Source organism: Lysobacter sp. DMC104 (assembly GCF_056313665.1).
In genome coordinates, this window is sequence record NZ_JBQUZW010000007.1 from 214,352 (window position 1) to 239,341 (window position 24,990).

Sequence of the window (24,990 nt, forward strand, 5' to 3'; positions counted from 1 at the left end):
ACTCCCACGCTCGGCGCCCGGGGTGCCGGTGACACGTCTGCCGTTGCCTCGATGCGTCCTGGCACGGCTGGAATGGAAGCATGGCGACGCGATCGTCGCCTCGCACGGGAAACACTGACATGCAGTTGCGCATTCGCGGTTTGAGCAAGCGTTATCCCGGCGTCGCGGCCCTCGACCGGGTCGATCTCGACATCGCGTCGGGTGAATTGATCGCGCTGCTCGGCCCTTCCGGCTCCGGCAAGACCACGCTGCTGCGCGTCGTCGCCGGCCTGTTGTCGCCCGACACCGGCAGCGTGCTGTTCGGCGAACGAGACGCCACGCGGCTGAGCCTGCGCGAACGCAACGTCGGTTTCGTGTTCCAGCACTACGCGCTGTTCCGGCACATGACCGTGGCCGACAACATCGCCTTCGGCCTGCATTGCCGGCCGCGCGCGCAGCGTCCGCCGCGCGCGGAGATCGCGCGCCGCGTCGAGGAACTGCTGGGCCTGATCCAGTTGCCCGAGCTCGGCGGCCGCTATCCCGACCAGTTGTCCGGCGGACAGAAGCAGCGCGTCGCGCTGGCGCGCGCGCTGGCGATCGATCCCAGCGTGCTGCTGCTGGACGAACCCTTCGGCGCGCTGGATGCCAAGGTCCGCGTCGAACTGCGGCGCTGGCTGCGCAAGCTGCACGAACGCACCGGACAGACCACGCTGTTCGTCACCCACGACCAGGAAGAAGCGCTGGAACTGGCCGATCGCGTCGTGGTGATGCGTCACGGCCGCATCGAGCAGGTCGGCACGCCGGACGCGATCTACGCGGCGCCGGCGTCGGCCTACGTGTTCGGCTTCGTCGGTCGCGGCAACACGCTGGAAGGCGGCGTGCGCGACGGCGTGTTCTCGACCCATGATGGCGCGGTGACGTTGCCCGCGCCGGAGTGCGGGGAGGGCGAGGTCGTCGCGCTGCTGCGTCCGCACGAACTGCAACCGGTCGATGCGGGCGAGGGCATCGTCGGCACCGTGCTCGCCACGCGTCGGCGCGCGGATCGCACCACCGTCGAACTGGCGGTGGGCGAGGGCGCGCAGCCGTTCGAGTGGGACATGGCCGACGTGCCCGGCGCGCCTGCGCCGACGCCGGGCCAGCAGTTGCGCCTGCAGCCGCTGCGGGTGCGCTTCCTGCCGCGGAGCGCGTGATCGATCGCGTGGTTGAGCGCGTGCGTCAGCCCTGGCCGGGCCGCGCCATTGCGCGGCCGTCGCGCCATTCGCGTTCGTCGGCGATCAGTCCCGCCGCGTCCAGCCATTCCAGGATCGAGCGCACCGTCACCACCGGATAGTCGCCGGACAGCCGCGTCGCCACCGGATGGTCGGTGAACACCAGGTTCGCCGAGAACAGGCCGCCGAGCACGCGCTTGGTGTACGGAATGCGGACGTGGCCGGGCCGGTAGCCGAGCGACTGCGCGAGGCGCCACGCCTGCGCGCGATCGTGCACGTCGTCGCGCGTCGCCGCCGCGAGATGTTCCAGCACCCACGCGGTCGAGTTCTCGTAGTCGTCGCTGCCGGGCCGCGCGATCAGGTTGTAGCGCGGCACGAACAGCGGATCGCCGCGCAGCGCGACCAGCGTCGCCGCCAGTCGTTCGGCGACGTCGGGCCGCAGCCAGGTGATGCGCGCGTCCTGCGCGACGAGATCGTCGGCGAAGAAATTCACGAGGCCTTGCGCGTACAGCGATGCGCGCTCGCTGCCGCAGTCGTTGAGCAGGTGCACGACGGTCCAGCGTCCGTCGGCGTGGTCTCGCACCGCGAACCCGGCGTGGCTGTAGCGCAGCCCGTGCTTCGACAGATCGGTGCCGACCCGCGACACCAGCGCGACCGGCGCGTCCACCTCGTCCAGCGCCGCAATGACGGTGTGCGCAGTGGCCGCTGCGTCGGCGACGGCGCGCGGCGATGGCGTGGTCGCTTCGCAGGTCGTGCCTGCATGCGCGTGCGCCGCCATCAGCGCCAGCGCGCCCGCAAGCGCCCACGCATGCAGGCGCGCGCGCATCACGTCAACGCACGCGAGTGGATGTGCGTGCGCGTGGCGTCGTCGGCGATGAAGCACAGCGCCTCGTCCGCGGCCATCAGCAGCCAGCCTCCGCTGACCGCCACCGCGTCCACGGTCTTGCCGGCGGCGATCGCCAGCCGTTCGACCGCTTCCACGGAGAGATGGACCACGAACGAGGCGCCAAGCCCCACGCCCGAGACGGTGATCGCCGCCACGCCGCCGACCACGGCGACGCTGGTGATCACGAACTTGCCGCCCTGCGCCAGCGCGTGCAGCACCGCCACCGGCACTTCCGCCGAGGCCATGACGCTGGCCTGCGACTGGCGTTCCGACGCGTTCGGATGCGCATCGGCGGGCGGCATCAGCAGGCCGCCGAGCACGACCACGATGCCGGCGAGGCGGATGCGCAGCGAATTCACGACCGGCGAGCGCGCGCGGCGGGGCAGGTGGATGAGCATGGCGATGTCCTCGAAGGCAGTCGGTGCGCAGCGGTCAGTGCACGTCGATGGTGCGCTCGGTGCGCACCTCGCGGCCGCCGAGCGCATGGGTGGCGATCATGCGATAGCGGCCTTTGGCCGGCACCGTGGCGAGCAGCAGGTAGTTGCGCGGGTCGTCGCTGATCAGGATGCCGCGCGCGTTGCGCAGGTTCGCCTGCGCGGTGCCTTCGAACACGCGGCGACCGCGCGCGTCCTCGATCCACACGCGGATGCCGCCCAGGTTCGCCAGCGCTTCGCCGTTGTCGCTCGCCAGCACCTCGATCAGCGTCGGCTTGCCGGCCTGCCAGCCGGATTCGACCAGCGGCAGCATCAGTTCGTGGCGCGGCCGCAGCGACACCGCGCCGACGATCCGCCCCGCGCCTTTGCCCGCGGGCACGAAGCGCAGACGCCACGTGCCGGGCGCGGCGTCGCGCAGTTCGGGCAGGAAATAGACGGCGCCGAGTTCCGGATGCACCGCCTGCTCCGCGGGCATGCGTTTCAGCGCGGCGCCGGTGTCGCTGCGGACCGTGCGGCCCGCGGGATCGATCAGTTCGACCTTCGCCAGCGGTGCGGTCGAACGCAGCGAGCCGAACACCATGCGGCGGGCATCGGCGGTGACCGCGATGCGTGTTTCGACCGGCGTGGTGCCGATCCGCAGGCTGATGCCGGAGGTGGTCTGCGCCCACGCGCTGCCCGCGGCCATCGCCAGCAGCACGAGCGCGAAGCCGGCGCGGCGGAAGACGGGCAGGACGGGGGCAGGCAGCATGGGAATTTCCGGATCGGCCGCGGTCGCGGCGATGACCGAGCAGACACCGGGCCTCGCCGACGTTGCAATCCGGCTGTACCGAGTGTAGATAGCGAGGCTGCCCGGTATCGGAAAACGCGACTGATGGCCGTCTCCGTCGAACTGATCGACGCCCTGAAGCGCTTGCTGCGCGGCCAGGGCCTGACTTACCGCGAGCTGGCCTCGCGCATCAAGATGAGCGAGGCGGCGGTCAAACGCATGTTCTCGCTGCGCGCGATGAGCCTGCAGCGGCTGGAGCAGATCTGCGACGTGCTGGACATCGGCCTGGCAGAACTGGCCGCGGAGTCCGCGCGCGGTCGCGACAGCATGGCGCAGCTGACCGAGGCGCAGGAAAAGGCGCTGGTATCGGATCCCGCGCTGCTGCTGGCGCTGTTCCTCAGCCTCAACCGCTGGCGCCAGCAGGACGTGCTGGCGCAGTTCGCCTTCACCGAGCCGCAGTGGACGGGATTACTGGTGAAGCTCGATCGGCTGGGCATCATCGAACTGCTGCCCGGCAACCGCGCCCGCGCGCTGACCGCGCGCAATTTCCGCTGGCGTCGCGGCGGCCCGATGGAGCGCTACTTCCGCGAGAAGCTGCTGACCGACTACTTCGCCGACGCCTTCGATGGCGAGCAGGACGGCCTGTTCCTGCTCACCGGCAGCCTCAGCATCGACGGCATCCGCCACATGCGCCAGCGCCTGGAAGACGTGGTCCGCGAATTCGACACGCTGCTCGCCCGCGATGCCACGCTGCCCGCGAAGGAACGCATCGGCGTGAGCCTCGTCCTCGCGCAGAAGCCATGGCTGCTGCAACTGTTCCAGGGCTACCGCCGCGCGCTCGACACCGCCGCGCCGAAGCAGGGCGGGTCTTGACCCGCCGTTGCGACAAACCCTCGTCGCGAACGCCGATCGAAAGCGCACAAAGTGGCCGTGAGCTCGTCACTACGCGATCGATCACGCCGCTCTTGTCGTGTCGGCGCATGCCTCCGCGCTGGATCGGGCGAGCGTGGTCTTCAAGTGCTTGCCGAACTGATAGCCGGCGGAGGCGACACCGATGCCGATGAAGGCGGCCAGCATGCCGACGAACAGCTTCCTGATCATGTGAATCCCGTGGTGGAAAGTGCATCGGCAGTCTGCCCGCAGGGACATGGCCGCGCGCGTATCGGAGGTCAGCATGACTTTGGTCGGGGCTCGCGCGGGCGTCGTGGTCCGATGGCCGCCTTCGCGCTTCTGGACCGGATTCGCCGTGCTAGATTGCGTTCAGGGAGGTTTTCCATGCGCACGAATCCGGATGGAGAGCGGCTTGATCGCGCCCGCATCGTCGGCATGTCGGCGGCGATCACGTTGAACCTGATCGCTGCATTCGTGTTGTCCATGCCGGGAAGGACATCCCTCGCGTCGAAGCCCCCGGACTCGGAACAGGCGCCATTGCTGGCGTGGGTCGAATCCCGCATTGAACCAAGGCCGACCTCTGTCGCGAGCACGCACACCGAACTTCGGCCGGCGCCGAGTCGGGTCGCCGCGCCTGCAAGACAGGCCATGCGGTCTGCAGCCGCTGTACTGCCTTCTCCCGTCGTCGATGGAGGCGAGATCGCGGGTCCGGTGACGGGCGGGACCGACGGCGCCGGCACCGCGGCGGGGCCCGGAGGTGATCCGGCGGGTTCCGGGCATGGCGCAACGGGCGGTGGTGTGCCGCTGCCGGGCGACTCAAGGCTCAAGTCGATCGATGCGCCGGAACCCTACTATCCCTTTCTCGCGGAACGTCATGCCATCGAGGGAAGCGTTTACCTGAAGGTGTTCGTCGGCGCCGACGGGAAAGTGGCTTCGGTCGCGATCGTGCAGAGCAGCGGTTACCCCGAACTCGACAATGCGGCCCGCCGCCAGGTCCTGCGGGCATGGACGTTCGCGCCGGAGATCCGCGGCGGCAAGCCGGTCGCCGCGAGCGGCATCGTCGTGGTGAATTTCAAATTGAAGCGGGTGTAGCGCGTCGTCGTTTTGCAGCGCTGCATGTCAGGTCGGTGACGTGCATGCCGTGGTTCGTTGTGGGGTACGCTGCGCTCACCGCCATCATCGGATCACTCCATTCTGCGCGCTATACCCGTGCATTGCAGGATGCTGTGCGACCCGGGAATCGTGGTCGGCATCCACCGATGTCGACGACCGCGATTCCAGACCGTCATCCCGGCGAAAGCCGGGATCCCGCTTCCCGAGAAATGAAGGCCGTCAAGGCTGGGCCCCGGCTTTCGCCGGGGTGACGGGATGTGGATGCATCCGAGTAGCGAAGCAGGGTGGCGGTGAGCGCAGCGAACCCCACCATTGCGATGAGGGAGGTTGCGGTGATCTCGACAGCGCGCGCGGTGCTTCCGGCTTGATGACGCGCATGCCGTGGTTCGCGGTGGGGTTCGCTACGCTCACCGCCACCCTACGGGTCATTCCACTCTGCGCGCTACGCGCTCGTGCGCAGGAGGTGCGCCGGGGCGAACCCTATAGATAACTATTTGGTTAGGGCGCGCCCTAGCGCGCGGCTATACGAGTTATGGGCCTTGGCATGATGCGGGACGGTTCGAGGCAGATTATTAAGTGCCCTTGCGTTTCGGCGGGGGAGGTTCATAGCCGCGTGTCGGCCTGCTGTCGGTGCCAAAGCCTTCATCTTTTCTTGGTTGTCTTGGTGCTGGCGGGCTGGCAGGCGGCTGGCTGTGTGGCTTCTTGTCTGTCATGCGAAATTTCTCTCTGTGTGAGGTTTGTTTTGACGAATGCGGCCATAAAGAAAACGCCAATAAGGAATGCGATTGCGCCGCAACCATTCAGAAGGCGGGTAAGTTTTGTATAAAAGCCTCCGGGCGATTGGGAAAATATTGTTCCATCGTCGCATTGAACTATAGCTTTTCGTAGGGCTAGGCGGCTCACAAAAAAAGACCCCAGCATCGCTGATGTGCTAAATGCCCAGAAAACCCATGCTGCCACGAGCCATAAGGCGCTATGGATTGGATTCTCGCCTACGATGTCTTTGATGAAGGTAAATGAAATTGCTAGTGCCCCGCCCGACAGTGTAAGAACAGTCTTGTCATAGTCGTCTTGTGCTTTCTGTTCCGCCACAACAAGCCACTGCCTGTACTCAGGATCCACCTCGTCTTTGATTTTCTTGTGTTCTTCCCTGGTTGCCATGGATTGCTCCTGAGTGCTTTCCCGCAGTTAGGCGAAATGTAGGGCTTAGTGCGGATTCTGTGCTTTCGGATCCGATCCGGTCAATTAGGACTTGATGGAAGGCCATGGGCTTGCGCTGGAAGGGTTTGGTTCGCGCTTGGGGGGGCGATTGCGATATTCGGCGCGCGCACTGTTCGATAAATAATGCTAATGATGCTTTTTTCCACAAGCTATGCGGCTCCGATAGGCTAGGCGTACCCGAGGCGTCATCAGTAGATACCGGTTGCGCTTCGTCTGCCCGTGCCAAGATGCTGCCGCCAAACTTAAAATCATTTTAACTCAGTCGGCATCAAACCCCTCCAACGGCTCCACCACCGAATACTTCTCCTTCTTCGGCTTCCCTTCCAGCGGCGGGAAGTCGATGGTGTCCGGCGGGATCGCGGTGTCGGGGAGGCGGTCGAGGAGGTCGCGGATCAGGGTGAGGCGGCCGCGCTTCTGGTCGTTGAAGTCGACGAGGGTCCACGGCGCGTGCTTCGTATGCGTGGCTTCGAGCATCGCCTCGCGGGCCTTGGTGTAGTCGGCGTATTTCGTGCGGGCGTCGAGGTCGATGGGCGAAAGCTTCCAGCCCTTGAGCGGGTCTTCGCGGCGTTCGGCGAAGCGCTTTTCCTGTTCGGCCTGGTCGCAGCACAGCCAGTACTTGAACAGCAGGATGCCGTCGTCGACCAGCATCCGCTCGAACTCCGGCGTCTGCTTCAGGAACGCCTTCACCTGCTTGTCGTCGGCGAAGCCCATGACCTTCTCGACGCCGGCGCGGTTGTACCAGCTGCGGTCGAACAGCACGATCTCGCCGGCGGCGGGCAGGTGGGCGATGTAGCGCTGGAAATACCACTGCGTGCGCTCGCGGTCGTTCGGCTTCGGCAGCGCGACCACGCGGCACTGGCGCGGGTTGATGTGCGCGGAGATCGCGTCGATCACGCCGCCCTTGCCGGCGGTGTCGCGGCCTTCGATCAGCACCAGGATGCGCTGCCCGGCGTGGGTGACCCAGCGCGCCATGTCGGTGAGTTCGCGCTGCATCGGTTCGAGCAGGGTTTCGTAGTCCTTGCGCTTGAGTTTGCCGGGTTTGCTCATGGTGGTGTCCGGTCGGCGAAGCGATGAATTGTCATCCCGAGCATCGCGAGGGACCTGCTTTTCCGGGACCTCGCGAGCGCAAACAGAAGCAGGTCCCTCGCGATGCTCGGGATGACAGGGGGGCGGCGGGCGTGCATCACACGCAGCGCGGACGCGTCAGGCGCGGCGGGTGCGCTTCGCGGGCGCGCGCTTGCGCGCAGGACGCGCGGGGGCGTCGTCTTCGTCGCGGGCGCCGGCGGCCATGCTCTTGGCGACTTCCAGCAGCGCGCCCTGTTGTTTGGTGTTGAGTGCGCGGTAGGCGGCGAGCAGGCCGTGTTCGCCCTTGGTGCGGGCGGGATCGAGGGTGCTGGCGAGTTCCGACAGCAGCGCGCCGGCGGGTACGCCGAAGGTGCGGGCGAGGGCGTCGATCTGGTCGCGTCCGGGCATCTTCTCGTCCTTCAGCCAGGCGCTGACGGTGTTGACGCCGGCGCGCGGGATCGCGGTCGCGAGGTCGGTCACGCTCAGGCCGGTGGCCTTGGTCAGCAGGCGCAGGGTGTTGCCGATGGACATGGGATCACTCCTTGAGGCGGGGCCGCAGCGTGGCGAGGTTGCATGGCCGCGTGCGGGAATCGAGCTGGGCGCGGACGATCTTTTCCCAGGCGGTGCGGCAGGCGGAGGTGGAGCCGGGCAGGGCGAACAGGAAGGTCGCGTTCGCCAGGCCGGCGAAGGCGCGCGATTGCAGCGTGCTGGTGCCGATTTCCTCGAAGCTCAGCGCGCGGAACAGTTCGCCGAAGCCGGGCATCTGCTTGTCCAGCAGCGGCAGCAGCGCTTCGGGCGTGGAATCGCGGCCTGTGAAGCCGGTGCCGCCGGTGACGAGGATGCCGTCGACGGACGTGTCGGCGATCCACTGCGAGACGAGCGCGCGCAACTGGTAGCGATCGTCGGGCAGCACGGCGCGGGCGTGGAGGCGATGGCCTTCGGCGGCCAGGGCGTCGGCGAGGTAGGCGCCAGAACTGTCGTCGGCGAGGGTGCGGGTGTCCGAAACGGTCAGCACGCACAGCGAAAGCGGGATGAAGTCGGCTACTGCGGTCATGGCCGGCAGGGTAGCCCGAAACCGGTGGGCGGGGAATCGAGTGGCTGGCCGGTCGCTCGTCGTCGTCGCGTTAGCCTGCGCGACGGCCGCGGGGCGGCGAGGGGAGAGTGCGACGCATGTCGGGACGGTTCGGTTGGCAGGTTGCGGCTTGGGCGCTGCTCGTCGTTTTGCAGGTCTGGTCGCTGCAGCGCATCGCGCATCTGGAGGCGATGCTGGCCGCGCCCCGTGCCGGGACGCCGGGCATGGCAACCGCGGGCGAACCGTCGCCGCCCACGCCGATGGAGGCCGCGATGGCGGCGTCGCTGGGGCGCATCGAATCGCGGCTGGCGGCCGGTGCCGGGCAGTCCGCGACGGCGGCGCCGACGGCACGGCGGCAGGATCCGGCGCTGGCGATGCCGCTGGACGTTGCCGATGCGCGGCTGGCGACCCTGCTGCCCGCGGGCGGCACGCTGCGCGATGCGGAACTCGAAGCGCTGCGGGCGCGGATCATGACCCTGCCCGAGGGCGAGCGCCTGCCGGTCTCGCTGGCGCTGTCGCGCGCGATCAACCGCGGCGCGGTGCGCGTGGTGCCGTGATCGCATTCGTCGGCCTTCGCCGGCGTCCTCTTTCCTTATCGGCCGATCCACGGCCACCTTCCGGAGTCCGTTCCATGCCGCGTCTCGCGATCGTTCGTTCCGCCGTTGTCGTCATCGCCCTGCTCGCCGCGCCGGCATTCGCCGGCTACAGCTATGACACGGGCATGGAAGTGCGCGTCTATCCGGCGTCGTCCTACGCCTACGGCGGCGTCAATTCCGCGCGCCGTTCCAGCGACATGGTGCAGTACATCCACTGCAACACCAACCGCGGCCCGTCGGGCGGCACGCTGGGCAGTTGCACTGCGCGCGATCGCAACGGCGTCGGCGCCAGCTGCACCACGACCGATCCGCTGGCGATCGACATGATGCAGTCGGTCGGCCCGAGCTCGGTGGTCTTCTTCATGTGGGACGGCAGCGGCGTGTGCTCGTACCTCAGCATCACCCACGGCTCGGCCTACACCAACTGAGGTCGATGCCGGCCGCGGTTCACGTCAGCGGCAGGTGGAAGCGCTTCGTGCCGTCGTAATCGCGCCAGCCGTTGCCGCGATAGAGCGCCTGCGCGCCGTGGTTGTCGTGCGCGGTTTCGAGTTCGAGGCGGATCGCGCCCTCGCGCTGGCCGAACTCGGCCGCGGCCGACAGCAGCGCCAGCGCGACGCCACTGCGGCGCGCGTGTTCGGCGACGTACAGGTCGTTGAGCACGTAGAGCTTGGCCGCGCGCACCGACGAGAACATGGGATACAGCTGCACGAAACCGACTGGCGGTGCGTGTTGTACGCCGTCGACGTGCGCGACGAAGACGGTGGACTCGCCGCGGCTCAGGCGCGCGTGCAGGAACTGCCGCGCGGTCTCGGGATCGCGCGGCTGGCCGTAGAAGACGCGGTAGTCGGAGAACAGCGGGACGAGGTCGCCGAGATCGTCCAGCCCCGCGCGGCGGACCGCGATGGCCGCACGGGGAAGGGAACGCGGCGACGTTGCGACGCTCACGGCGCTTCGCTCAGCTCGACCAGATAGGTGGTGGTGCCACCGCCGATGTCGATGCGCCAGCCCTTCGTGTACTCGGCGGCGTCGACGCTGTTCCAGTTGCGCAGGGTGATCGTGGCGTTGGTCGGTTCCAGCACCCGCACCTTGAGCTTGCCGGCGGTGATGGTGGTGCCGCTGATCGTCGGCTGCACCGGCGTCTGCACCTGGAAGGTCGCGGTCGTGCCGCTGCCCAGCGCGAAGTTGTCGCGCACGGTGAGTTTGCGGTTCGAGAAGTCGAGCGCGCGGGTCCAGCTCTTCACGTACGTGGTGCCGGCGTAGGCGGGCGCGAGGTTGGAACTGACGGTCAGCGCGCCGCCGGCGCCGGAGGTGACGGTCATCGTCGAGGTGGTGCCGTAACACTGATGCACGACCTTGTCGTTGGCCGGACTGCCGCACTGTGCCGCCGTGGTGTTCGTGCGCTCGAAGCGCAGGGTGTTGTGCACTTCGCTGCCCTGCTGGATGCCGCTGTGGGTCCAGATGTTCTCGGTCACCGACAGCCAGTCGTTGGCGAACAGCGTGAACGCGCCCTGGTCCTGGTGGGCGTGGCTTTCCATGTACGGGCCGGCGACGTAGGACATCCACATCGCGGCCTTGTCCCAGCCGGTGCGCGCGAACAGGTGGCCGGTGCCGCTGCCGAGGTAGTACAGCTCGCTAGGCGCGGTGCCGCCGGTGCCGGCGGGCAGCAGGTCGTAGCGGAAGTTGAAGCCCGAGCCCATCTGCTGGACGCTGATGTTGTTGAGCCACCAGCTGGCGATGCTCTGGGCGCGGGTGTCCTGGGTGAGGTGGCGCGCTTCCAGCACCAGCCGGCGGTGGTAATCGTAGATGTCCGGCGTGGAGCTGCGCGACTGGTCGCCCAGCGGCGCGAAGCGGTCCAGCGTCGGCACGGTGGCGTGCACCCACCAGCGGATGGTGTTGCTCTCGTGGGTGTTGGCGTTGGCGAGGTCGATGCCGGTGGCGTCGCGCCACAGGCGGTAGATCTCGAACAGGCGCATCTGCGCGGTGCCGTAGCCGGTGCCTTCCTGGCTGCCGCCGGTGCCGAGGGCGCGGTAGTAGGCCTCCAGCTTCGGCAGTTTGTCGGTCTTGAGCAGGGCCATCCACGTGTTGCTGCGCGAGGCCAGCGCCCAGTACATCGTCGCTTCGAGGAAGCTGTAGTGGTAGTTGTTGCCCGGGTTGTCGATCGACCAGCCGCTCCACGGCGCCGAGCGCGCGCCCCACTTCGCGCTCTGGTAGTTCCAGACGTTCCACACCGCCTGCTCGGCGTAGGCCGACCAGCGCGTGCGCTGCGCGGCGGTGAGGAAGGCCGCGCAGGTGTCGTAGGTGATCGACAGGTCGCCGATCATCGGGCCGACGTCGAGATAGGAGTCGTAGGCGACCTCGGGATTCTGGCCGGCGGCGATCGCGGTCTCGGCCTGCGCCACCTGCTGTTCGACCATGCCGACCGCGTGCGTGCAGTACTTGCCGTCGCGGGTGATGCGGTACATCAGCGCCGAGTCGCGGGCCTGGTAGGCGTAGCCCGGGTTGCCGGCGACCGCGGTGTCGACCCAGGTCTTGAAGCGGGTGTACGGCGTGCGCGCGGTGTCGACGAAGGTGAGGTTCATCGGGATCTGCGCGAGTTGCGCGGCGCTGATCGCGCCCTGTGAGCGCACCGGGCGGCGGCCGGTCTCGGCCAGCGGCGCGTGGACGGTTTCCGGCTGGGCGCCGCGGCGGGCCAGCATCGCCTTGAGCGGGGCGCCGACGGCGAGCCCCGCGACGGTGGCGACGGCCACAGCGAAGGCGACGGTGCGCAGGCGGAACGCGGGCGCGGGACGGGTCGAAGCAATGGCGGGGGAACTCTGGCGCGGGGGCATGACGGTCACTCGGGCTCGCATCCTTGTCGATGGCAGATCGTTCCGCGCCCCCTGGTGCGCCCCCGTCCGACCGGGGCGCAGCGCGTCGGTCGCCGGATCGCGACCTGAATGGAGTGTGCGTGCCCGTCGGGCATCGATGTGTGACCGGTCGGACGCTCGATGCGGGTGGCGGCCGGAAGCGTGAATCCCGTCTCAGGCGAAAGTCAGGAAGCGTTCAGCTTCAGGGCGTTTCGAGCAACACGACGTAAGTGTCGGTGCCGCCGGCGATGTCCAGCCGCCAGCCGCCGAGGAATTCGTCCGGATCGACGCCGCGCCAGTCGAGTACGCGAAGGGTCGCGTCGGCTGGCGCCAGCACCGTGACCCGCAGCCGGCCGGCGGTGACGGTTCGTCCGTCGATGACCGGCTTGGCCGGCAGTTGCAGCTGGAACACCGCCCGGGTGCCGGGCGTCGTCGCGAACCGGTCCTCCACCCGCAGCCGACCCGGTGCGAAGTCCAGGCGCCGGACCCAGCGCTTCACCGGCGCGTCCTCGCCGTAGGCGGGGCTCAGGTCGGCATCGACGTGCAGCGCGCCGTCGAGGCCGGGCACCACCGCCATCGCCGAGCGCGTGTCCGGGCACTGATGCACCACGCGGTCGTCCGCCGGCCCCTGGCACTGCCGGCCGAGCGGGGCATCGCGCTCGAACCGCAGCACGTTGTGGGTCTCGGTGCCCTGCTGCAGGCCGCTGTGCGTCCACAGGTTCTCGGGTGCTGTCAGCCAGTCGCCGCCGAACAGGGTGAAGCCGCCCTGTTCCTGGTGCGCGTGGCTCTGGTCGTACGGGCCGGCGACGAACGCCAGCCACAGCGCGTCGCGGGTCCAGTCGGTGCGCGCGAACAGATGCCCCGTGCCCGTCGCGTGGTGGAACAGCGCCGTCGGCGGCGTGCCGCCCGCATCGCCCGCGGGCAGCAGGTCGTGGCGTGCGTTGAAGCCACTGCGCATGCGCGGCACCGCGATCGCGTGCAGCCACCACGACGCCTGCGCTTGCGCCTGCACATCGTCGGTCAGCAGCCGCGCTTCGAGCATCAGCCGGCGGTGGTAGTCGTACAGCTCGGGCACCGACGAACGCGACTGGTCACCGATCGGTGCGAAGCGGTCCAGCGTCGGCACCGTCGCCTGCGTCCAGTAGGCGATGTCGTCGCGCGCCAGCGTCGTGCAGAGACGTTCGCCGGTGGCAGCGCGCCACAGTCGGCAGAACGCGAACAGCCGCATCTGTGCCACGCCGTAGCCGGTGCCTTCGCGGCTGCCGCCGCCGCGCAACTGCGCCAGCGCGTCGCGCAGCGGCGGCAGTTTCTTCTCGCGCAGGAATCGCATCCAGTCGTCGCTGCCCGAGGCCAGCGCCCACGCCAGCGTCGCTTCGAGGAAGCTGTAGTGGTAGTTGTTGCCGGGATCGTCCGTCGCCCAGCCGGTCCACGGCCGCGGCCGCAGGCCCCAGTGCGCGCGCAGCGGATGCCAGACGTTCCACACCGCCTGCTCGGCGTAGGCCGACCAGCGCGCCTGCATCTCCGCGTCGATCCGCGCGCGGCAGCGGTCCAGCGTCATCGCCAGTGCGGCGATGCGTGGCCCGACGTCGAGATACGAATCCGCGGCGATTTTCGGCGTGTCGCCGGCGTCGATCGCGGCTTCGGCCGCGCGCACTTCGTCGTCGGTCATGCGGATGGCGAGCGTGCAGTACGCCGGCTGCGGGTCGAGCCGATGCATCAATGCGGCGTCGTAGGCGGAGAAACCGTCGTCGAGCGTGCCCATCACAGCGAGGTCGACCCAGCGCTTGAAGCGCGCGAACGCCGGCGAGCCGCGATCGACGTACGACAGATCGAGCGGAATGCCGGGGCGGCGCGGTGGCGACGAAGCCGTATCGTCGCGCGCGCAGCCCCCGATCAGCAGCACGATCAGCAGTGCGACCATGGCTGCCACGGCGATGCCGCCGCGCGTCCTGCGTCCGGGTCGATCCTTCGTCGCGCGCATCGGTCAGCGGTTGCGGTAGCTGACGGTGAGGCCGACCACGGTCTGGTCCGCGTCCTGTCCGGGCACCGTGCTGCGCCGCTGCCAGCGTTCGACCTGCGCCTGCACGCTCCAGTGCCGGCTGCGCTGCAGGCGCGCCCAGAGGCGCAGGCGGCGCTGGTCGTCGACGCGATCGATCTGCACGTACTCGCTGTGATCGAGGCCGGCGCTCGCGCCCAGCGTCAGCGTGCGCCGCGCGCGGAACGCGACGTCGAGCACGCCGCCGCGGCTGCCGCGATCGAACGCCGCGATGCCTTCGTAGCGGATGCGATTCGCGTGCGGCACGAACGTCACGTGCCAGCGTTCGGTGGTGCGCGCGTATTCCAGTTCCAGCCGGCGTTCGAGGTAGGGCGTGCCGTCGACCACGATGTCGCCGGTGGGCACGGTGTCGGGCAGACCGCTGTCGGCGCTGACCGCGGCGAGGCGGTCGCTGGCGATGTCGGAGAACTGGCTGCTCAGGCGCATGCGCAGGCGCTGGCGGTCGTCCGGGCGCCACGCCAGCGTCGCGCGCAGCAGCGGATCGTTGCGCGCATCGGCCGTACCCGTCGGTGTGCGCATGTCGTGCAGGCGCGAGAGGCCGGCGTCGAGCGTGAGATCGAAGCGGCTCAGCGCGCGGGTCCAGCGCGCATACACCTGCGTGCGCCGGTAATCGCGCCCCGTGTTGTCGTGGAAATCCACGCGCTGGGTTTCGAGGTCGAACGCGAGTCGCGTGTCCGGATCGAGCCGGCGTTCCGCGCGCACGGTCAGGTCGAGGCGGTCGGCATCGAACACCCGGGTGACGTCGGCGGTGCTGCGCACCCAGCGTGCGCCGGCGTCGCCGCGCCAGCCGTCGTCGCGACCGAACGACAGCGTCGGCCCCAGCGACGTCACGTGCACCTGCTGGCGGTTGTCCGGCGCGTCGGCCGCCAGCGGGTCGACCGGCTGCACGGACAGGTTGTCGTTCCACTCCAGGCGCAGCCGCTCGGGACGCACGGTCCACGTCGCACGGGCGTCGAGCGTGCTGTCGACGTGGTCGTGGAAGCGCGTGCCGTCGTAGTGCGAGTGCTCGGTGCGTCCGGTCAGGCGCAGCGCCAGCGCGGGGCCGTCGTGGGTCGCGGTGAAGCCGAACCCAGGTCGCAGCACCGTCGCCGCGACCGGATTGGTCTCGGTGAGCTGCAGGTTGTCGCTGCGTTCGACCGTGAGGTCGGCCACGTAGTCGATGCGCAATGCCGCGGCCGTGCCCGGCAGCAGCGCGCACGCCAGCAGCGAGGCAAGGGCGACGGCGCGCGATGCGACGGCGGACATGGCCGTGGCGCGGCTCAGGGCCGCCGGTTGAACACCACGCCGGCGAGTTTCTCCGGCGGGAAACTGGCGACGGCCTTGTCGATCGCATCGCTGGCGACCTGGCCTTCGCCGACGACCAGCACCACGAGGTCGGCGAGATCCGACAGGATCCGCGCGTCCGGCGAGCCCTGCACTGGTGACCCGTCGAGCAGGATCTGCCGGTTCGGCTGCGCGGCGCGCAGCGCGTCGATCGCCGCGCGCATGCGCAGCGAGCTGTAGCTTTCGCCGGGTGTCTCGCGGATGCGGCCGCTGGGGATCAGTTGCAGCCGCGGCACGCCGGTCGGATAGATCACGTCCTCCAGCGGCAGGCCGGGATTTTCGAGGTAGTCGATCAGCCCGCCGCGTTCGCCGGCCACGCCCAGCGCTTCGTGCTGCGCCGGATGCATCGCGTCGCAGTCGATCAGCAGCGCCTGCCGGGTTTCGTCGAAGGCGAAGGCCGCGGCGAGGTTGCGCGCGACGTAGCTGCCGCCGCCGCCCGGGCGCACCGGCGCGACCAGGGTGACGAAGTTGCCGCCTTCCGCATAGCTGCGTCCGGCAAGCGACAGCAGTCGCGTGCGCAGTTCGCGGAAGGCATCGGCATGGCGACGCCCGGATTCCTGGCGATGGATGAGCCGGCGTTCCTCCAGCTCGCGGGTGGTCAGCGCGCGGCCGGTCGCGGTGGCGGGCAGCGAGCGATCGAAGGCGGGGCGGTCGACTCCGTCGTTCATGCGTGCACCTGGCGGAAGAGATACGCCAGTCCGTAGGCGAGGAAGACCGTCGCGACCAGACCCGCGGCCAGCGCGGTGCGCGCGTATTCACGGCGGCGGTCGCGACGGGTGCGGTTCGGCGGCACCACGGTGAGCACCGGATAGTTGCCCTGGCGCTCGATCTGCCCCGGCGCGCGCACGCGCGGGTCGAACTTCACCAGCAGGAACAGCAGCCCCAGCGGCACCGCGATGCCCGCGGCCAGTCCGCCCAGTGCGACGTGGGTCGTGCGCAGGCCGCTGGGCTGCACCGGCATCTGCGCGGGGTCCTGGATGCGCATGGTCAGCCCGCGGCGTTCGCGGTCCAGTTCCATCGACACCCGCGCGTTCTCGCGCCGGCGCAGCAGGTCCTGGTAGATGTCGCGGTTCACTTCGTAGTCGCGGGTCAGTTCGGCCAGCGTGCTTTCCGACGCGGCGATCCGCCGACTGCGCCCCAGTTCCTCGTCGAGCAGGCTCTGCGACGCGCCCATGCGCGACTGCGCCGCGGCGATGTCGCTGCGCGCCTGCGCCAGTTGCTGCCGCAATTGCTGGTACACCGGATTGGCGCGAACGGTGGCATCGTCCTGCGATCCGGCACTGCGGTCGCGGCGCTGTTCGGCGTCCATCGCCGCCTGCACGTCGGCCATCTGGTGGCGCACGCGGATCACGTCCGGATGCTTCTCGGTGTAGCGCAGCAGCAGGTCGTCGAGCTGGTTCTGCAGTTCGATCAACTGCGTGCGGTACAGCGTCTCGCGGGTCTGCACCGCGGTCACTGCCGATTCGCCCGACAACTGCGCCGCCAGCGTCTGCTCGCGCGAATGCAGTTCCATCATCGACATCCGCGTCTGCTCGACCTGCGTGCGCAGTACGCCGATGCGCGCGTTGACGTCGGTAGCGCTGCCCGGCTGCGCGTCGGCGTTGTCCGAACGGTAGGCCTGCAGGTTGGTTTCCGCCTCGGTCAGCTTGGCGTGGTAGTCGTTGACCTGCTTGTCGATGAACTCGTAGGCCTCGCGGCTCTCGCGCTCCTTGCTGGCCAGGCTCTCGTCGATCAGCAGGTCCGCCATCGCCGCGGCGACCTTGTAGGCGCGCTCCGGGTCGCTGTCGAAGTAGGTGATCTGCACGAGGTTCTCGCGCGCGTTGACGATCCGCGTGCGGTCGCGCAGCTGTTCGATCATCCGCTCTTCCTGCACCGGCGACGGCTTCTCGTCCAGCCAGCCGCCGACGGCCAGCAGCTTCTCCATCACCTTGTGCCCGAACACCACCTGCCTGGCGAGGCCGGCGCGGTCGACGGCGCGGGTGGAGACGGCGCGGTTTTCCAGCAGCGGCTGGATGATGTCGCTTTCCTGCGCCAGCACCGAGGTGGTCACGATGTACTTGCGCGGCAGCAGGAACAGGCCGACCAGCAGCGCGGTGATCGCGATCGCGGCGAAGATCGCCGCCAGCACCAGCTGGTAGCGCCGCGCCTCGCGCAGCATCGCCGGCAGCAGTTCGCCGGGCGTCAGCGCCCCGGCCTGCGCGCCGGCGCGCGCGGCGGGCGTGCGCCGCACGGGAAGCGACGGGACGTTCATCAGAACGCGCGCTCCGGAATGGTGACGATGTCGCCCGCGGCCACCGGATAGTTCGTGTCCAGCTCGCCGCGTTCGAGGATGCGGTCCAGCTTCACCGGCAGCGCCTCCACGCCGGTGGTCGTCTTGTGGTGCAGCATCGTGCGGGCGCTGGCGGCGAATTCGTTCGGGCCACCGGCCGCGAGCACGGCGTCGAGCACGGTCATGCCCGGCCGGAAGGGGATCGATACCGGTTGCCGCACCGCACCGGTGACGCGCACCCGCGACAGGTATTCGTGGCTGCGCAGCTCGGTCAGGATCACCGCCACCTGCGGGTCGCGGACGTACGCGGCGAGCCGCTCCTGGATGTCCTTCGCCACTTCGGGCGGCGTGTGGCCGCCGGCGGGCACGTCGCCGATCAGCGGCACCGAGATCATGCCGTCCGGCCGCACCGGCACGGTCACGCCAAGCTCGGGATTGCGCCAGACCGCGACCTGGACCAGATCATCGACGCCGATGCGGTACGTTGCCGCGACGGGCGCGGCTGCCGGCTCCGCGGAAGGCGCGCTTTCGGCCTGGCGGGTAGCCGGATCGGCGGCGACGGCGGCGAAGGGAAGCAGCAGCGCGAGGCATGGTGCCTGGACGCATCGGAACATCGACATGGACTTCCCCCCGGCAAGTGCTTGCATTCTAACGGGTTTCGCGAAAGTTAGAGGACAGTCACAAAATGGGCAGAGGCATGTGGTCGGCGCGGTTCCCGCCATGAAGAAAGGCCGCCGAGGCGGCCTTTCGGGGAAACACCGGCCAGTGGACTCACTTTCCGGAGGACCGATCCGTCTCTCAGCCTTCCCACGCCGGCAGCTTTTTCTTCACCGCCACGTTCTTCAGCGTCACGTACTTCGGGATGCCGTCGCGGCCGTACGGCGGCGGGGCTTCGCCGCGGATCAGCGGTTCGAGATAGGCGCGGGCGGCGGCAGTGATGCCGTAGCCGTCCTTGCGCAGGAAGTTCGCCGGCATGATCTTCTCGTGGTTGGCGACCTTGTCCAGCGGCGCGGCCTCGATCTTCCATTTGTACGGCGCGTTCGACGTGCGCTTGATCACCGGCATCGTCGAGTTCAGGCCCTTCAGCGCGAACTGCACCGCGGCCTTGCCCGCGGCCATGGCCTGGTCGAGGTCGGTCTTCGAGGCGAGGTGGCGCGCGGAGCGCTGCAGGTAGTCGGGCAGGGTCCAGTGGACCTTGTAGCCCAGTTCGTCCTTGACCTTGCCGGCCAAGTACGAGGCCACGCCGCCCAGCTGGGTGTGGCCGAACGCGTCCTTGCCGCCGCCGGCGTCGGCGACGAACTTGCCCTCGGCGGTGCGGATGCCCTCGGAGGCGACGACGACGCAGTAGCCCACGCGGTCGACCACCTTCTTCACGTTCCTGAGGAAGTCGGCCTCGTCGTAGGCGCGCTCGGGGAACAGGATCAGGTGCGGCGCGGCGTCGGGGCCGTTGCCGGCCAGGCCGGCGGCGGCGGCCAGCCAGCCGGCGTGGCGGCCCATGGCCTCGTAGACGAAGACCTTGGTGGAGGTCTCGGCCATCGCGGCCACGTCCAGCGCGGCCTCGCGCACCGACACCGCGGTGTACTTCGCGGCCGAGCCGAAGCCCGGGCAGCAGTCGGTCACGGCCAGGTCGTTGTCGATGGTCTTGGGCACGCCGATGCAGGTCACCGGGTAGCCGTATTCGGCGGCCAGCTTCGACACCTTCAGCGCGGTGTCGGCGGAATCGTTGCCGCCGTTGTAGAGGAAGTAGCGCACGTCGTGCGCCTTGAAGACTTCCAGCAGGCGCTCGTACTTCGCGCGGTCCTGCTCCAGCGACTTCAGCTTGACCCGGCAGGAGCCGAACGCGCCGCCCGGGGTGTGGGCGAGGGCGCGGATGGCGGCCATCGACTCCTTCGAGGTGTCGATCAGGTCCTCGCGCAGGGCGCCGAGGATGCCGTTGCGGGCGGCCAGCACCTTGACCTTGCGGGCGCGGGCCTCGGCGATGACGGCGGAGGCGGAGGCGTTGATGACGGCAGTGACGCCGCCGGACTGGGCGTAGAGCAGGGTTCCGGATGCCATGGTCGGGGATCGATGGGGTGGAAGGGCGCCGGCCGCGCGGGTCGGGCGGGGACGCGCCAGTTTACCGGTTTGCGGCCTGCGGCCCGGGTGGCGAAGGCCCGGGCGGCCGCCCGTTGCGATTTTGGTCGTAGACGGTTGGGCCGGGCGCGGCGAGCGGTTAAGCTGGGGCATCACGGCCTGTCGGCGGCCTCCGCGCCCGGGTCCTTATTCCCTATAAATAAGTCTGGAGCTTGCGATGCGACTGGTTCTTCTCGGCGCCCCGGGATCGGGCAAGGGTACACAGGCGGTTCGTCTGAAGGACCACCTGCAGGTCCCGCACATTTCCACCGGCGACCTGCTGCGCGCCGAAGTCGCCGCGGGCACCGCCCTCGGCCTGCAGGCGAAGGAAGTGATGGCCCGCGGCGACTTGGTCTCCGACGAGATCCTGCTGGGCATGCTGGAGGACCGCCTCTCGCGTCCCGACGTTGCCCACGGCTTCATCCTCGACGGCTACCCGCGCAACCTCGCCCAGGCCGATGCCCTCGGCCAGTTGCTGGGCCGCATCGGCCAGCAGATCGAACACGCCGTCCAGCTCGACGTCGACACCGAACTGCTGGTCGAACGCATCGCCGGCCGCGCCCGCGAACAGGGTCGTCAGGACGACACCCCCGAAGCCGTGCGCAACCGTCTCAAGGTCTACAACGACGTCACCGCCCCGGTGGTCGACTTCTACCGCCAGCGCGGCATGCTGAAGGTCGTCGACGGCGAGGGCACGATGGACGACGTGTTCACCCGCATCGTCGAAGCGATTTCCGTGGGTGTGGATGTCGGCTAGGCCATTGCCCTTCGTTCGCGTTCCGGCGTCGGCATGAACGACGCCGGGACCCTGCCGCATCCCGGCGATCGGGACTGCTTCGAAACGCATCTCACCGTGCTGCCCCGTGGCGACACCGCGTTCGACGGTGTCGAGATTTTCGCGCGCACGCATGGCCTGACATTCCTGCACATCCAGCTGCCGGCGGGCGCGCAGCCGCGCCAGCCCATGCTCAGCCTTCGTGCCGGCGGCTCGCTCGAACGACAGCGCGCCGAGGCGCATCGCCTCGCCGAGGCGCTGGCCGCGCTCGGTATCGCCGTCACCCGCACCAAGATCGAAGCCGCGCCCTGGAACACCGGCGTGCCGGCGCACGGTCCGTGCCTGTGCCCGGAGCATTACTTCGAGAGCCACGTGAAGCTGCTGCTCGCGCCCGACTGCGACACGGCCGTGCTCGCGCGCGTCGCCAACGCGCACGGCGCGCACCTGTCGCGCAACGCACGCCGCGTGCGCGAGGATGGACTGATCGAACGTTTCGCGACGCTGCGGACCCGCGACGGTGGACTCGCGGTCATCACGGCCCGTACCGACGCGCTGCGTTCCGCGCTGATGCCGCAAGCGCTCGCGATCCTGTCCGTCGACATCGAATACGTGGTCCTTGACGACAATCCGGCGCTGGACGCCGGCTGGCTGCCGGAGGATGGACGATGAACTGGCTGAAATCCCTGCTTGGAACGCGCGACGCGCAACCGCAACCGCAGCCGCAATCGGCGAATGTGGTGATGTCCGCCGCGCCGGGCCCGCAGGGCGACGGGCTCGCCAAGCCGATCAAGGATTACCCCAATGCCTTCCGTCTGCCGCGGATGGGCGGCGAGGAACGCTTCGATCCCGCACTCAAGCACTATGCGCGCGCCTTCCGCGAGGACGATCCCGCGTTCGACGACGAAGACCAGCGCGATCGCTGGTACCAGGCGCAGGGCCAGGCGCTCGAACACGTGCTGCGTGCTATCGCGGGTTCGCTCTGGAGCGAACGGCTGGTGTTGCGCGGCAGTGCCACGATGCCCTTGTGGTTCTGGGCGGCGGCGCGTGTCCCGCACGATCTCGACTGGGTGATGGCCGATCCCGGCATCGCCTCCGGCAGCGACGAGGCCAGGCGCATGCTCGACTCGATCGTGGTGCTGGTGACGGAAGCCGGGGCGGATGCGCAGTCAGCGCCGGACGGGCCGCGTTTCGATCCGGCGCAGGTCGCCAGCGATGCCATCTGGACCTACGAGCGCGCCGACGGCGTGCGCCTCACCTTCGGCTGGTCGGTGCCGGGCCTGCCGCCGGGCAAGACGCAGTGCGACTTCGTCTTCGGCGAATCGCTCTGGGACCCGCCGCAGTGGCATGCGTTTCCGGGCCTGGCCGGCACCGGCTACCGGCTGCGCATCGCCTCGCCGGAGCTGTCGCTCGCCTGGAAATTCATCTGGCTCCAGAACGACTGGTATCCCCAGGCCAAGGATCTCTACGATGCGGTGCTGCTCGCCGAGTTCTGCACGCACCTGCCCGAGGCCGTCCGCAAGGGCGTGGTCGCGACGCTGGGGGACGAGTGGGGCGGCATGCGGGATCCGCGCGACATCGCACCATGGTCTGCCGGGATATGGCAGCGTCTGGAGACTATCGACTGGGCCGGATTCGTCCGCGAATACCCGAACGTCGATCCGGACCTCGCCCATTGGCGCGCGCGCTGGGAAACGGCGAGCGCATCGCTGCTCGTCGAGCCGGCGTCCGCGGCGTCGCCCTGACGGTCGGGATGTCCGACCCGGCGCTTTTTCCGGCGCCGGGCCGTGTTGCCCGGCACGTCATCGCCGAAGTGGCGACGATCACCCCCTGCTCACGGTCCACATGCGGACCAGGGTCCTCGGGGCCTCGGGCGAGTCGACGAAGGCCCTGCGGTTGTGGGCCAGGTTGCGATTGTCGATCCACGCCATCTCGCCGCGCTGCATCGTGAACGACAGTGCCAGCCGCGGATCGTCGAGCAAGGCATCCAGTCGGTCGAATGCATCGACGGCCGCGTCCGACAGCGGCTCCTGCAGCAGGTCATGCGCGCGCTCGATCCAGTAGCGCATGTACCGGAAGGTCGCGTGGCCCTGCGCAGGATCGTGGCGAAACACCGGGAACGTGTTCTCGCGGATGCGGTCGAGGTTGCGCTCGGTCCCGGGCGTGACCACGTCGTGGTAGAAATCGCGATACAGCAGCGCCAGCGCCTCGGGCGCCGAAGCACGCAGTGCGTCGTGCGCCGAAATCGCGCTCGACACCAGCGACTCCCCGCCTTCCAGTGCGCCGTGCAGGCACAGCAGGCCGACGTGGTCGGGTTCGACGTCGCGCGCGCTGCTGTCGGTGTGGTACGACGTGCTCTCGCGGGTCATCGATACCGGGACCGCGCTCGTGCGGTAGTCCTCGCCGCGATCCTTGACGTCGAACAGGCGTCCGTAGTGCGTGAGCGCGTCGCCGACGTCCAGGCCGATCGCCAGGTGCGCCAGGCGCAGCGCCGCATCGTCCAGCGCGGGGGCGAAGCCGACCACGCGCACGAGGCCATAGCCTTCGCGCAGCTGGAAGCGGATGCGTTCGCCGAGTCGCTGCAGCGCCGGGATGTCGACCATGCCGGGCTGGTAGTCCTGCTCCGGGGCCGGAAACCGTGCCGCCCATTGCGCGAGCCGCTGCACGTCCCGGTGTTCGTCGTCGCCCACCTGCAGCGTCCAGCGTGTGTCCGCGGCGAGCTGCGCCGCCGTCCACGCCTTGATGCCGCCGATCGCACCAATCGCGCCCGTGGCGCCGTCGTCGCGGGAAGGGGCGATGTTCATTTGACCAGCTCGAACATGACATGCAGCGGTTGCTGGGCGAGCGGACCGAAGAACGCAGGGTCCAGCTCGATGTGCGACTCGGTGACGCGCAGTTCGGTGACGGCCGGCATGGCGCGGAAGCCGGCGGCGGTCATCGCGTCGAAGTAGTCGGTGAAGGTCTTGTGGACGCAGCGCACCGGCACGTCCACGCCGTCGCGGCGCCAGATCCGGCCTTCGAACAGCACATCGCGTCCGTCGAAATAGCCCGATTCGCCGCGGTCGAACCAGAACGGCGGCTGCTTGGGCCTGAAGAACGGCAGCAGCGGGTGCGGGACGGTGTAGATGAAGCGTCCGCCCGGGCGCAGCACGCGATGCGCTTCGCGCATCACGGCCGTGGTCTGCGCCGTGTCCAGGTAGTTGAACAGGAACACCGCGATCACTAGGTCGAAATCGTTCTCGGCCAGGCCGAGCGGATCGCAGGCATCGCCGACACGGTAGTCGATGCCCAGCGGGTTCGCGGCTTCGGCCTGGCGTGCCTGCGCGATCATGCCGGCGGAAATGTCGCAGGCGATGACCGAACCGGCGCCGCGCGTGGCGATCTGGCGCGCGACGTAACCCTCGCCGCAGCCGAGATCGAGCACTTTCAGGCCGGCGATCGGTTCGCAGGCCTCCAGCACGAAGGGGCGCGCCGTGTAATCGGACAGCAGCACGGGCTCGTGGCGCGCCCAGTTGCCGGCGGCGCGATCGTAGACACTGGCGGTACTCTGGTTCATGCGGCTTTCTCCATGCCTTGTTGTGCGCGCTCCAGCAGGTAATCCCAGAACCCGCAGCGCAATTGCAGCGCCTTGCGCATGCCGAGGTGGAGCCCGCGCCGGCCTTCCTCGCTGTGCGCGTGATCGATCGCGATCCGTTTCAGCGTTTCGTGGTGCGCGTCGTCCACGGTGCAGTGCAGCGGGAAGAACACGACCGACTCGGGCGCGAGCGGCAAGCGATCCAGTGCCTGCACGATGTGCGCGTAGATGGTGCTGACGATGGTTTCCGTGCCCAGGCCGAGCGCGCCGATCGCTTCCGACGGCGTGCCGTGCGCGATGGTGTTGTAGAACATTTCCCGCCAGCAGACGACTTCGATGTCGTCCGTGCCGTCGTTTCCGCCGACGCCCAGCGCTTCGCGGAAGCGCCGGAAGAGTTCCGGATGCGGCACGCCATCGATCCAGCCGCGTGCGATGCCGACGGCCTCCAGCTGGCGCAATTCCTCTTCGCCGTAGCGGCCGGATTCCTCGGTCAGGTTCTCGATCAGTGCCTTGCGGTGCGCAGGATCGTCGAGCCGGGAGATGGCCGCGGTGATGTAGCGCGGGAAATGCGCCGTGTAGCCGTAGTAGATCCGGGCGAAGTCGGTGAGCGCCTGCCGGCTGTCCGGCAAGGCGTCGTCCGCCAGCGCGAGCAGGTAGGGATGCTTGTTGGCGCGATGCGCCAGCGCCTCGGCCACCAGGCTGTCGACGTAGGCTTCGGCGGTCAGTGGTCCTGCGGGTATCGCCGTGCCGTCGAGGGCACGCGACGATGACGGGGAAATCGACAGCAACATGCTGCACCTCCTCCTT

The 24,990-nt window shown here is 69.0% G+C and carries 27 protein-coding genes; 8 read left to right on the forward strand and 19 right to left on the reverse strand.

The annotated features are described in order from the left end of the window. Positions 1–119 precede the first annotated feature (119 nt). The gene (locus tag ACT53R_RS11040) at positions 120–1,169 is read left to right on the forward strand and encodes a sulfate/molybdate ABC transporter ATP-binding protein (RefSeq protein WP_476171925.1); all 1,050 of its coding nucleotides are present in this window, start codon (positions 120–122) and stop codon (positions 1,167–1,169) included. A 25-nt stretch (positions 1,170–1,194) separates the two neighbouring features. On the opposite strand, the gene ACT53R_RS11045 is transcribed toward ACT53R_RS11040, so the two are convergent. The 3 genes from ACT53R_RS11045 to ACT53R_RS11055 are packed head-to-tail and all read right to left on the reverse strand — an operon-like array spanning position 1,195 to position 3,255. Next, complete coding sequence (locus ACT53R_RS11045) at positions 1,195–2,013, reverse strand: DUF2145 domain-containing protein (protein WP_476171926.1); 819 nt, start codon at positions 2,011–2,013, stop codon at positions 1,195–1,197. Then, entirely contained in the window at positions 2,013–2,471 is a 459-nt protein-coding gene (locus ACT53R_RS11050; RefSeq protein ID WP_476171927.1) for a hypothetical protein, read from the reverse strand. The genes ACT53R_RS11045 and ACT53R_RS11050 overlap by 1 nt, the downstream gene beginning before the upstream one ends. Positions 2,472–2,505: 34 nt before the next feature. Next, complete coding sequence (locus ACT53R_RS11055) at positions 2,506–3,255, reverse strand: hypothetical protein (protein WP_476171928.1); 750 nt, start codon at positions 3,253–3,255, stop codon at positions 2,506–2,508. Positions 3,256–3,378: 123 nt separating this feature from the next. Between ACT53R_RS11055 and ACT53R_RS11060 the strand changes: the two genes are divergently transcribed. Further along, complete coding sequence (locus ACT53R_RS11060; RefSeq protein WP_476171929.1) at positions 3,379–4,146, forward strand: helix-turn-helix domain-containing protein; 768 nt, start codon at positions 3,379–3,381, stop codon at positions 4,144–4,146. Between the two features lie 81 nt (positions 4,147–4,227). Here the strand turns inward: ACT53R_RS11060 and ACT53R_RS11065 are convergent, their stop codons facing one another. Continuing rightward, positions 4,228–4,449: a hypothetical protein gene (locus ACT53R_RS11065; RefSeq protein WP_476171930.1), complete on the reverse strand. Its 222-nt coding sequence runs from the start codon at positions 4,447–4,449 to the stop codon at positions 4,228–4,230. 99 nt (positions 4,450–4,548) lie between these two features. Here ACT53R_RS11065 and ACT53R_RS11070 point away from each other — a divergent pair, with 99 nt between their 5' ends. Further along, positions 4,549–5,256: an energy transducer TonB gene (locus ACT53R_RS11070; protein WP_476171931.1), complete on the forward strand. Its 708-nt coding sequence runs from the start codon at positions 4,549–4,551 to the stop codon at positions 5,254–5,256. 663 nt (positions 5,257–5,919) lie between these two features. Here the strand turns inward: ACT53R_RS11070 and ACT53R_RS11075 are convergent. From ACT53R_RS11075 to moaB, 4 genes are all read right to left on the reverse strand, one after another. Next, complete coding sequence (locus tag ACT53R_RS11075) at positions 5,920–6,438, reverse strand: hypothetical protein (protein ID WP_476171932.1); 519 nt, start codon at positions 6,436–6,438, stop codon at positions 5,920–5,922. A 318-nt stretch (positions 6,439–6,756) separates the two neighbouring features. Further along, positions 6,757–7,545: a polyphosphate kinase 2 gene (gene ppk2 / locus ACT53R_RS11080; RefSeq protein ID WP_476171933.1), complete on the reverse strand. Its 789-nt coding sequence runs from the start codon at positions 7,543–7,545 to the stop codon at positions 6,757–6,759. 156 nt (positions 7,546–7,701) lie between these two features. After that, a complete protein-coding gene (locus tag ACT53R_RS11085; RefSeq protein WP_476171934.1) occupies positions 7,702–8,094 on the reverse strand; it encodes a helix-turn-helix domain-containing protein in 393 nt (130 codons plus the stop codon). A gap of 4 nt (positions 8,095–8,098) precedes the next feature. Continuing rightward, positions 8,099–8,617 (reverse strand): molybdenum cofactor biosynthesis protein B, encoded by a 519-nt coding sequence (gene moaB / locus ACT53R_RS11090; RefSeq protein ID WP_476171935.1) that lies wholly within the window; start codon positions 8,615–8,617, stop codon positions 8,099–8,101. 116 nt (positions 8,618–8,733) lie between these two features. Between moaB and ACT53R_RS11095 the strand changes: the two genes are divergently transcribed. Both ACT53R_RS11095 and ACT53R_RS11100 read left to right on the forward strand, forming a co-directional pair. Next, positions 8,734–9,192, forward strand: a complete 459-nt coding sequence (locus ACT53R_RS11095) for a hypothetical protein (RefSeq protein WP_476171936.1) — start codon at positions 8,734–8,736, stop codon at positions 9,190–9,192. A 74-nt stretch (positions 9,193–9,266) separates the two neighbouring features. Further along, positions 9,267–9,659, forward strand: a complete 393-nt coding sequence (locus tag ACT53R_RS11100) for a hypothetical protein (protein WP_476171937.1) — start codon at positions 9,267–9,269, stop codon at positions 9,657–9,659. Positions 9,660–9,678: 19 nt separating this feature from the next. Here ACT53R_RS11100 and ACT53R_RS11105 read toward each other — a convergent pair whose 3' ends face one another. From ACT53R_RS11105 to ACT53R_RS11140, 8 genes are all read right to left on the reverse strand, one after another. Then, on the reverse strand, positions 9,679–10,176 hold the full coding sequence (locus ACT53R_RS11105) for an N-acetyltransferase family protein (RefSeq protein WP_476171938.1): 498 nt from the start codon (positions 10,174–10,176) through the stop codon (positions 9,679–9,681). After that, positions 10,173–12,059 (reverse strand): hypothetical protein, encoded by a 1,887-nt coding sequence (locus ACT53R_RS11110; protein ID WP_476171939.1) that lies wholly within the window; start codon positions 12,057–12,059, stop codon positions 10,173–10,175. The genes ACT53R_RS11105 and ACT53R_RS11110 overlap by 4 nt, the downstream gene beginning before the upstream one ends. A gap of 220 nt (positions 12,060–12,279) precedes the next feature. Continuing rightward, positions 12,280–14,007 (reverse strand): hypothetical protein, encoded by a 1,728-nt coding sequence (locus tag ACT53R_RS11115; RefSeq protein WP_476171940.1) that lies wholly within the window; start codon positions 14,005–14,007, stop codon positions 12,280–12,282. Positions 14,008–14,061: 54 nt separating this feature from the next. Continuing rightward, entirely contained in the window at positions 14,062–15,378 is a 1,317-nt protein-coding gene (locus ACT53R_RS11120) for an outer membrane beta-barrel protein (protein WP_476171941.1), read from the reverse strand. 14 nt (positions 15,379–15,392) lie between these two features. Beyond that, entirely contained in the window at positions 15,393–16,124 is a 732-nt protein-coding gene (locus ACT53R_RS11125; RefSeq protein WP_476171942.1) for a P-loop NTPase family protein, read from the reverse strand. Next, positions 16,121–17,707 carry an XrtA system polysaccharide chain length determinant gene (locus tag ACT53R_RS11130; protein ID WP_476171943.1) on the reverse strand — a complete coding sequence of 529 codons (1,587 nt, stop codon included), beginning with the start codon at positions 17,705–17,707 and terminating at the stop codon, positions 16,121–16,123. Before ACT53R_RS11130 ends, ACT53R_RS11125 begins: the two co-directional genes overlap by 4 nt. Further along, entirely contained in the window at positions 17,707–18,345 is a 639-nt protein-coding gene (locus ACT53R_RS11135; RefSeq protein ID WP_476171944.1) for an XrtA/PEP-CTERM system exopolysaccharide export protein, read from the reverse strand. Before ACT53R_RS11135 ends, ACT53R_RS11130 begins: the two co-directional genes overlap by 1 nt. 178 nt (positions 18,346–18,523) lie before the next feature. After that, positions 18,524–19,780, reverse strand: a complete 1,257-nt coding sequence (locus ACT53R_RS11140; RefSeq protein WP_476171945.1) for a 6-phosphofructokinase — start codon at positions 19,778–19,780, stop codon at positions 18,524–18,526. Between the two features lie 235 nt (positions 19,781–20,015). Between ACT53R_RS11140 and ACT53R_RS11145 the strand changes: the two genes are divergently transcribed. Genes ACT53R_RS11145 through ACT53R_RS11155 form a run of 3 tightly spaced genes read left to right on the forward strand, consistent with a single transcriptional unit; the run spans position 20,016 to position 22,354 of the window. After that, positions 20,016–20,594 (forward strand): adenylate kinase, encoded by a 579-nt coding sequence (locus ACT53R_RS11145; protein WP_476171946.1) that lies wholly within the window; start codon positions 20,016–20,018, stop codon positions 20,592–20,594. Between the two features lie 33 nt (positions 20,595–20,627). Continuing rightward, positions 20,628–21,281 (forward strand): hypothetical protein, encoded by a 654-nt coding sequence (locus ACT53R_RS11150; RefSeq protein WP_476171947.1) that lies wholly within the window; start codon positions 20,628–20,630, stop codon positions 21,279–21,281. Continuing rightward, positions 21,278–22,354, forward strand: a complete 1,077-nt coding sequence (locus ACT53R_RS11155) for a nucleotidyl transferase AbiEii/AbiGii toxin family protein (RefSeq protein WP_476171948.1) — start codon at positions 21,278–21,280, stop codon at positions 22,352–22,354. The genes ACT53R_RS11150 and ACT53R_RS11155 overlap by 4 nt, the downstream gene beginning before the upstream one ends. Before the next feature lie 78 nt (positions 22,355–22,432). Here ACT53R_RS11155 and ACT53R_RS11160 read toward each other — a convergent pair whose 3' ends face one another. Genes ACT53R_RS11160 through ACT53R_RS11170 form a run of 3 tightly spaced genes read right to left on the reverse strand, consistent with a single transcriptional unit; the run spans position 22,433 to position 24,974 of the window. After that, on the reverse strand, positions 22,433–23,413 hold the full coding sequence (locus ACT53R_RS11160; RefSeq protein WP_476171949.1) for a TauD/TfdA family dioxygenase: 981 nt from the start codon (positions 23,411–23,413) through the stop codon (positions 22,433–22,435). Next, positions 23,410–24,165, reverse strand: a complete 756-nt coding sequence (locus ACT53R_RS11165) for a class I SAM-dependent methyltransferase (RefSeq protein ID WP_476171950.1) — start codon at positions 24,163–24,165, stop codon at positions 23,410–23,412. The genes ACT53R_RS11160 and ACT53R_RS11165 overlap by 4 nt, the downstream gene beginning before the upstream one ends. Beyond that, positions 24,162–24,974 (reverse strand): TenA family transcriptional regulator, encoded by an 813-nt coding sequence (locus ACT53R_RS11170; protein ID WP_476171951.1) that lies wholly within the window; start codon positions 24,972–24,974, stop codon positions 24,162–24,164. The genes ACT53R_RS11165 and ACT53R_RS11170 overlap by 4 nt, the downstream gene beginning before the upstream one ends. Between the last annotated feature and the right edge of the window lie 16 nt (positions 24,975–24,990).

Bases quoted from the DNA above. Each gene is read 5' to 3' on its own strand.
- ACT53R_RS11040 (WP_476171925.1), top strand. From the start codon at position 120: ATGCAGTTGCGCATTCGCGGTTTGAGCAAGCGTTATCCCGGCGTCGCG.
- ACT53R_RS11045 (WP_476171926.1), bottom strand. From the start codon at position 2,013: ATGCGCGCGCGCCTGCATGCGTGGGCGCTTGCGGGCGCGCTGGCGCTG.
- ACT53R_RS11050 (WP_476171927.1), bottom strand. From the start codon at position 2,471: ATGCTCATCCACCTGCCCCGCCGCGCGCGCTCGCCGGTCGTGAATTCG.
- ACT53R_RS11055 (WP_476171928.1), bottom strand. From the start codon at position 3,255: ATGCTGCCTGCCCCCGTCCTGCCCGTCTTCCGCCGCGCCGGCTTCGCG.
- ACT53R_RS11060 (WP_476171929.1), top strand. From the start codon at position 3,379: ATGGCCGTCTCCGTCGAACTGATCGACGCCCTGAAGCGCTTGCTGCGC.
- ACT53R_RS11065 (WP_476171930.1), bottom strand. From the start codon at position 4,449: ATGCTGACCTCCGATACGCGCGCGGCCATGTCCCTGCGGGCAGACTGC.
- ACT53R_RS11070 (WP_476171931.1), top strand. From the start codon at position 4,549: ATGCGCACGAATCCGGATGGAGAGCGGCTTGATCGCGCCCGCATCGTC.
- ACT53R_RS11075 (WP_476171932.1), bottom strand. From the start codon at position 6,438: ATGGCAACCAGGGAAGAACACAAGAAAATCAAAGACGAGGTGGATCCT.
- ppk2 (WP_476171933.1), bottom strand. From the start codon at position 7,545: ATGAGCAAACCCGGCAAACTCAAGCGCAAGGACTACGAAACCCTGCTC.
- ACT53R_RS11085 (WP_476171934.1), bottom strand. From the start codon at position 8,094: ATGTCCATCGGCAACACCCTGCGCCTGCTGACCAAGGCCACCGGCCTG.
- moaB (WP_476171935.1), bottom strand. From the start codon at position 8,617: ATGACCGCAGTAGCCGACTTCATCCCGCTTTCGCTGTGCGTGCTGACC.
- ACT53R_RS11095 (WP_476171936.1), top strand. From the start codon at position 8,734: ATGTCGGGACGGTTCGGTTGGCAGGTTGCGGCTTGGGCGCTGCTCGTC.
- ACT53R_RS11100 (WP_476171937.1), top strand. From the start codon at position 9,267: ATGCCGCGTCTCGCGATCGTTCGTTCCGCCGTTGTCGTCATCGCCCTG.
- ACT53R_RS11110 (WP_476171939.1), bottom strand. From the start codon at position 12,059: ATGCCCCCGCGCCAGAGTTCCCCCGCCATTGCTTCGACCCGTCCCGCG.
- ACT53R_RS11120 (WP_476171941.1), bottom strand. From the start codon at position 15,378: ATGTCCGCCGTCGCATCGCGCGCCGTCGCCCTTGCCTCGCTGCTGGCG.
- ACT53R_RS11125 (WP_476171942.1), bottom strand. From the start codon at position 16,124: ATGAACGACGGAGTCGACCGCCCCGCCTTCGATCGCTCGCTGCCCGCC.
- ACT53R_RS11130 (WP_476171943.1), bottom strand. From the start codon at position 17,707: ATGAACGTCCCGTCGCTTCCCGTGCGGCGCACGCCCGCCGCGCGCGCC.
- ACT53R_RS11135 (WP_476171944.1), bottom strand. From the start codon at position 18,345: ATGTCGATGTTCCGATGCGTCCAGGCACCATGCCTCGCGCTGCTGCTT.
- ACT53R_RS11140 (WP_476171945.1), bottom strand. From the start codon at position 19,780: ATGGCATCCGGAACCCTGCTCTACGCCCAGTCCGGCGGCGTCACTGCC.
- ACT53R_RS11145 (WP_476171946.1), top strand. From the start codon at position 20,016: ATGCGACTGGTTCTTCTCGGCGCCCCGGGATCGGGCAAGGGTACACAG.
- ACT53R_RS11150 (WP_476171947.1), top strand. From the start codon at position 20,628: ATGAACGACGCCGGGACCCTGCCGCATCCCGGCGATCGGGACTGCTTC.
- ACT53R_RS11155 (WP_476171948.1), top strand. From the start codon at position 21,278: ATGAACTGGCTGAAATCCCTGCTTGGAACGCGCGACGCGCAACCGCAA.
- ACT53R_RS11160 (WP_476171949.1), bottom strand. From the start codon at position 23,413: ATGAACATCGCCCCTTCCCGCGACGACGGCGCCACGGGCGCGATTGGT.
- ACT53R_RS11165 (WP_476171950.1), bottom strand. From the start codon at position 24,165: ATGAACCAGAGTACCGCCAGTGTCTACGATCGCGCCGCCGGCAACTGG.
- ACT53R_RS11170 (WP_476171951.1), bottom strand. From the start codon at position 24,974: ATGTTGCTGTCGATTTCCCCGTCATCGTCGCGTGCCCTCGACGGCACG.